Origin of the sequence: Sphaerotilus sp. (assembly GCF_041083715.1) — a bacterium.
Lineage (GTDB): Bacteria > Pseudomonadota > Gammaproteobacteria > Burkholderiales > Burkholderiaceae_C > Sphaerotilus.
Genome location: NZ_JBFPGY010000331.1, coordinates 1 through 5,857, shown reverse-complemented (window position 1 = coordinate 5,857; position 5,857 = coordinate 1). Strand labels below are relative to the sequence as shown.

General features: G+C 67.7%; 4 protein-coding genes. 2 read left to right on the top strand and 2 right to left on the bottom strand.

Annotated elements, in window-relative coordinates:
- On the top strand, nucleotides 1–344 hold a 344-nt coding region (locus AB3X43_RS15475; RefSeq protein ID WP_369430759.1), incomplete at its 5' end, for a late competence development ComFB family protein.
- A 19-nt stretch (nucleotides 345–363) separates the two neighbouring features.
- Here the strand turns inward: AB3X43_RS15475 and nadB are convergent.
- Complete coding sequence (nadB, locus tag AB3X43_RS15470; RefSeq protein WP_369430758.1) at nucleotides 364–2,016, bottom strand: L-aspartate oxidase; 1,653 nt, start codon at nucleotides 2,014–2,016, stop codon at nucleotides 364–366.
- 117 nt (nucleotides 2,017–2,133) lie between these two features.
- Here nadB and AB3X43_RS15465 point away from each other — a divergent pair, with 117 nt between their 5' ends.
- A complete protein-coding gene (locus AB3X43_RS15465) occupies nucleotides 2,134–3,321 on the top strand; it encodes a hypothetical protein (RefSeq protein ID WP_369430757.1) in 1,188 nt (395 codons plus the stop codon).
- A gap of 3 nt (nucleotides 3,322–3,324) precedes the next feature.
- Here the strand turns inward: AB3X43_RS15465 and clpB are convergent.
- Nucleotides 3,325–5,857 (bottom strand): ATP-dependent chaperone ClpB (clpB, locus tag AB3X43_RS15460; RefSeq protein ID WP_369430756.1); only part of this gene is annotated, 2,533 nt, incomplete at its 5' end.

Below are 5,857 nucleotides of genomic sequence, written 5' to 3'. Positions count from 1 at the left end.
GTGCCGAACATCGGCGCCGCCTGAGTCAAGTTGCGGACGGACACGCCGACATCCTCGGCATGAACATCGATTTCACATCCGTCCACAACCACTACGAACGGCCGGTGTTCGACACGGTGGTTCGCCTAGCCCCCGGCTACCCCTACCTCGAAGCCGAGGCGCTGCCCGATGTGGCCTGCGTCGCGCTGAACCGGCTGGGCGCGCGCTACATCCGCCACTCGGTCGACCTGACCTTCTACCTGACGGAGAAGGAGCGCCTCGCGATGGACGAGACCATCTCGGACGCCGTGACCTTCGCCTTCGAGTTCGTGCAGGCCCGCATGGCGATGCGGGCCCGTCGCTGATCCGGTCGGACCGGGCGTGTCAGCCGCACAGACCGGTCGGTGGCGGACCACCCGCCAGGCGCCGGCCTGACTTGGCCGCCCCGCGCCGGCTGCGGGCCGGCCGCACCAGCACCGTCGGGAAACTCACCGGCAGCGTCGTCGGAAAATCGCGGCTGTAGTGCAGCCCGCGGCTCTCGTGGCGCATCAGCGCCGAGCGCACGATCAGGTCGGCACACTCCACCAGGTTGCGCAGCTCCAGCAGATCCCGGTTGACGCGGAAGTTGGCGTAGTAGTCGTCGATCTCGTCGCGCAGCAGCTGGATGCGGTGCAGCGCGCGCTCCAGCCGCTTGGTGGTGCGCACGATGCCGACGTAGTTCCACATCAGCAGCCGCAGCTCGTCCCAGTTGTGGGAGATCACGACCTGCTCGTCGGCGTTCTCGACCTGGCTTTCGTCCCACAGCGGCAGCACCGGGTGCGCGGACTGCGGAGCCGTCATGATGGTCTCGGCACAGCCGCGGCCCAGCACCACGCATTCCAGCAGCGAGTTGCTGGCCAGCCGGTTGGCACCGTGCAGACCGGTGTAGGTCGTCTCGCCCACGGCGTAGAGCCCCGGCAGATCGGTCTGGCCATGCAGATCGGTGACGACACCGCCGCAGGTGTAGTGCGCGGCCGGCACGACGGGGATCGGCTGCTGCGCGATGTCGATGCCCAGTTTCAGGCAGCGGGCGTGGATGGTCGGAAAGTGCTCCTTCAGGAACGCTTCGCCCAGGTGCGTCGCATCCAGCCAGACATGGTCCAGGCCGTGGCGCTTCATCTCGAAGTCGATGGCGCGGGCCACCACGTCGCGCGGCGCGAGTTCGGCGCGTTCGTCGTGGTCGAGCATGAAGCGCGTGCCATCCGGCAGCCGCAGGAAGGCGCCCTCGCCGCGCAGGGCTTCGGTGATGAGGAAGCTGCGGTCCTGCGGGTGGTACAGGCAGGTCGGGTGGAACTGGATGAACTCCATGTTGCCCACGCGGCAACCCGCGCGCCACGCCATCGCGATGCCGTCGCCGGTGGCGGTGTCCGGGTTGCTGGTGTAGCGGTAGACCTTGCCGACGCCGCCGCTGGCCAGCACGACCGCGCTGGTGGCGATGGTCTCGATGCGCTGGCGCTCGATGTCGAGCACATAGACGCCGTAGCAGCATGGCGCCGCATCCTGGCGCAGGTGGCGCGGCGTGATGACATCCACCGCCATCGCATGCTCGCGCAACTCGATGTTCGGGTGCTGGCGCACTTCGGTGAGCAACGCCTGGTGGATGGCGTAGCCAGTCGCGTCGGCCGCGTGCGCGATGCGGCGCACCGCGTGGCCCCCTTCGCGGGTCAGATGCAGACCGAGCGGGCCGTCCGGATCGGGTGAGAATGCCACGCCCTGGTCCACCAGCCAGCCCACGGCGTCTGCGCTGCGTTCGGCGATGAAGCGGGCCGTGTGCTCATCGACCAGTCCCGCGCCGGCTTCCTGGGTGTCGCGCACATGGCTGTCGATGCTGTCGTCGCTGCCGAGCACGCCGACGATGCCGCCCTGGGCCCAGGCCGTGGCCGCTTCACCGAGTTGACGCTTGGCCAGCACGATGACGCGCCGGTCGGCTGCGAGGTGCAGCGCCACTGTCAAGCCAGCCAGTCCGGCGCCCACGATCACGACAGGCAAAATTTCCATTTCAGGTTCTGAGAGCGGAGAGGTAGAGGACACGGTAGAAGGCATGCCGGCGCACGATGTGAAATCAAGATGCGGATGATAGGATGCCCGCGCCCTTTTCGTTCTGGAGACCACGGCATGCACCTACCCGCCGAAGGATCCGACAACGCTGTCGACGCCCCACCCACCCTGATCCAGCGCAGCTTCGACGACCGGCTGGACAACGCCCTCGACATCGGCCGCCCGGTCGGCAACCACACCCGCGAGCTGTTCGTGTCGTGCGAGCCCGGCGAAGCGCTGCAGCAGCAGTTCGAGTATCTGCGTCCGAGCTACATCGCGCTGCACGATGTCGCCAGCCGCGGTGCGCGCCGCCTGCTGCACGCCATCGCATCGGCGGCGGGCCGGCCGGTGGAGCGTCTCAGCATCCGCCGGCAGAGCTACGGCACGGTGCTCGCCAGCATCGATTACGTGGATTGTCCGGCCAGCCGCGACCAGCTGGTACGTCTCTACAGCACCGACGTCGAAGCCGACACCGTGACCCGCACAGCCATCGCGCGGGTGCTCGGCGCGCAGGCCACGATGGCCGTCATCCTGATCGGCGATGTGCCTCCACATGCCCTGAGCGACGCGCTCCAGCCATTGCGCGATGCGATGTTCCGACCCGACTGGCAGTGCACGCACCTGCAGTTCATGCCGCTGGCCGCCACCAGCCACGCGGCACTGGCTGGACTGGTGGCCGCGCTCGGTCCGGGCAGCGGTGTGGCCTGCCAGATCGCGCCGCGCGTCAGCCGCCCGGCAGAGGCTTGGACCTTCCTGAGCGCATCGTGGAACCAGGTGCAAACCGCCCTGCGTCCGGACGGCGGCGGGCCGCTGCTCGGCACGCTGGCCACCGGGCGGGACACGATGCAGGCCATGCCCGATCTGGCCACCACGCCCGCCACGCTCGCCTCCAGAACGCCGCCGATCGAGCGTTTCGTGCTGGAGGCGCACGCCTTGCCCGGCGTGCAGAGCGCCTGCGTGTTCGATATCGCCACCAGCCGCGTGCTGGCCCATGCGGGCGCGGCCTTCCAGCCCAACGATCTGGCACGCCGCGGCTCGTTGCTGCTGGCCGCGGGCACCAGCACACGCAGACAGCTGCACCTCGTCGGTCCAGCCGACGAGGTGCTCGTCATGGGCGGCCACGAAGCGCTCGGGGTACGGTCCCTGCAGTCCCAGCCAGGATTGGCGCTGCACCTCGTCTATGGACCTTCGCTGACGAGCTGGACCCAGCTGCGCCCGCGCCTGATGGCGATGGACGCAGCGCTGCCAAGGGCGCCGGTGCTCTGACGCTCAGTGCACCGTCCGGCCGAAGGTGAACTCGCCGTCCACCCCAAGCCCGACCGGGACCACGTCACGCGGGGCAAAGCGCCCTTCCAGGATCAGCCGCGCCACCGGGTTCTCGATGCGCTGCTGGATCGCCCGCTTGAGCGGCCGCGCCCCGAACACCGGGTCGAAGCCGACCTTGGCGATCTCCTTCAACGCCTCGGGCGTCACTTCCAGCACCATCTCCATCTTCGCCAGCCGGCCTTCCAGCCCCTTGAGCTGGATCGCGGCAATCGACTCGATGTGCTTCTGGTCCAACGCGTGGAACACGACCGTCTCGTCGATCCGGTTCAGGAATTCGGGCCGGAAATGCGCCTTCACCTCACCCCAGACGGCATCGCGGATGTCCTCGGTCGACTGACCGGCCATCGCCATGATCAGGTGCGAGCCGAGGTTGCTGGTCATCACGATCACGGTGTTCTTGAAATCGATCGTGCGGCCCTGTCCATCCGTCAGGCGGCCATCGTCGAGCACCTGCAGCAGCACGTTGAACACGTCCGGGTGTGCCTTCTCCACCTCGTCGAGCAGCACGACGCTGTAGGGCTTGCGCCGCACCGCCTCCGTCAGCGTACCCCCCTCGTCATAGCCGACATAGCCCGGAGGCGCGCCGATCAGCCGGCTGACCGAGTGCTTCTCCATGAACTCGCTCATGTCGATGCGGATCATGTGGTCCTCGCTGTCGAACAGGAAACCCGCCAGCGCCTTGCACAGCTCGGTCTTGCCGACACCCGTCGGACCGAGGAACAGGAAGCTGCCCAGCGGCCGGTTCGGATCCGACAGGCCGGCCCGCGAGCGGCGGATCGCGTTCGACACCGCAACGATGGCCTCGTCCTGGCCGACCACACGCTCGTGCAGCTTGCCTTCCATCTTCAGCAGCTTGTCGCGCTCGCCCTGCATCAGCTTGGACACCGGGATGCCGGTGGCGCGGCTGACGACCTCGGCGATTTCCTCGGCACCAACCATGGTGCGCAGCAGTTGCGGGCCGCCCTTGCCGTCCTTGCCGGCGCGGGCCTTGGTTTCTTCCTTGGCCTGGGCTTCGTTCAGGCGCTTCTCCAGCTCGGGCAGCTTGCCGTACTGCAGTTCGGCGACGCGGTTGAAATCACCCTTGCGCTTCCATTCCTCGATCTGGAACTTGATGCGGTCGATCTCTTCCTTGACGTGGGCAGACCCCTGCGCCGTGGCCTTCTCCGCCTTCCAGATCTCCTCCAGATCCGCGTACTCGCGCTCCAGCTTGCCGATCTCCTCCTCGATCAGGCCCATGCGCTTGACGGAAGCGTCGTCCTTCTCCTTGCGCACCGCCTCGCGCTCGATCTTGAGCTGGATGATGCGGCGGTCGAGCTTGTCCATCACCTCCGGCTTGGAGTCGATCTCGATCTTGATCTTGGCCGCCGCCTCGTCGATCAGGTCGATGGCCTTGTCGGGCAGGAAGCGGTCGGTGATGTAGCGGTGCGAGAGTTCGGCCGCGGCGACGATGGCCGGGTCGGTGATCTCCACGCCGTGGTGGACCTCGTACTTCTCCTGCAGCCCGCGCAGGATGGCGATGGTCGCCTCCACGGTCGGCTCGGCAACCAGCACCTTCTGGAAGCGGCGCTCCAGCGCGGCGTCCTTCTCGACGTACTTGCGGTACTCGTCCAGCGTGGTCGCACCGATGCAGTGCAGCTCGCCGCGGGCCAGCGCGGGTTTCAGCATGTTGCCCGCGTCCATCGCGCCCTCAGCCTTGCCCGCGCCCACCATCGTGTGCAGCTCATCGATGAACAGGATGATGCGGCCCTCGTCCTGGGCCACTTCCTTGAGCACCGACTTCAGCCGCTCCTCGAACTCGCCGCGGTACTTGGCGCCGGCGAGCAGCCCGGCCATGTCCAGCACCAGCACACGCTTGTTCTTCAGCGACTCGGGCACCTCGCCGTTGATGATGCGTTGCGCCAGCCCTTCCACGATGGCCGTCTTGCCCACGCCTGGCTCGCCGATCAGCACCGGGTTGTTCTTGGTGCGGCGCTGCAGCACCTGGATGGCACGGCGGATCTCGTCATCGCGGCCGATCACGGGATCGAGCTTGCCGGCCCGGGCACGCTCCGTGAGGTCGAGCGTGTACTTCTTCAACGCCTCGCGCTGGCCTTCCGCCTCGGCCGAGTCGACCGTCTGACCGCCCCGCACGGCGTCCACAGCCGTTTCCAGCGCCTTGCGCGTCAGACCGGTGCCCCGCACCGCCTGGGCGAAATCGGATTTGGACTCGGCCAGCGCCAGCAACACCATTTCGGTGGCGATGTACTGGTCACCGCGTTTGGTCGACTCCTTTTCTGCCGCCTGCAGCAGCGCCATCAGGTCACGGCCTGGCTGGACCTGGGCACCGGTGACCGCGGCGATGCGCGAGAGCGCCGTCTCGACCGCATCGTCGAGCGCACGCAGGTTCACACCAGCACGCTGCAGCAGCGAGCGCGGACCGTCTTCCTGCTGCAGCAACGCCTTGAGCAGGTGGACTGGTTCGATGTAGGGATGGTCC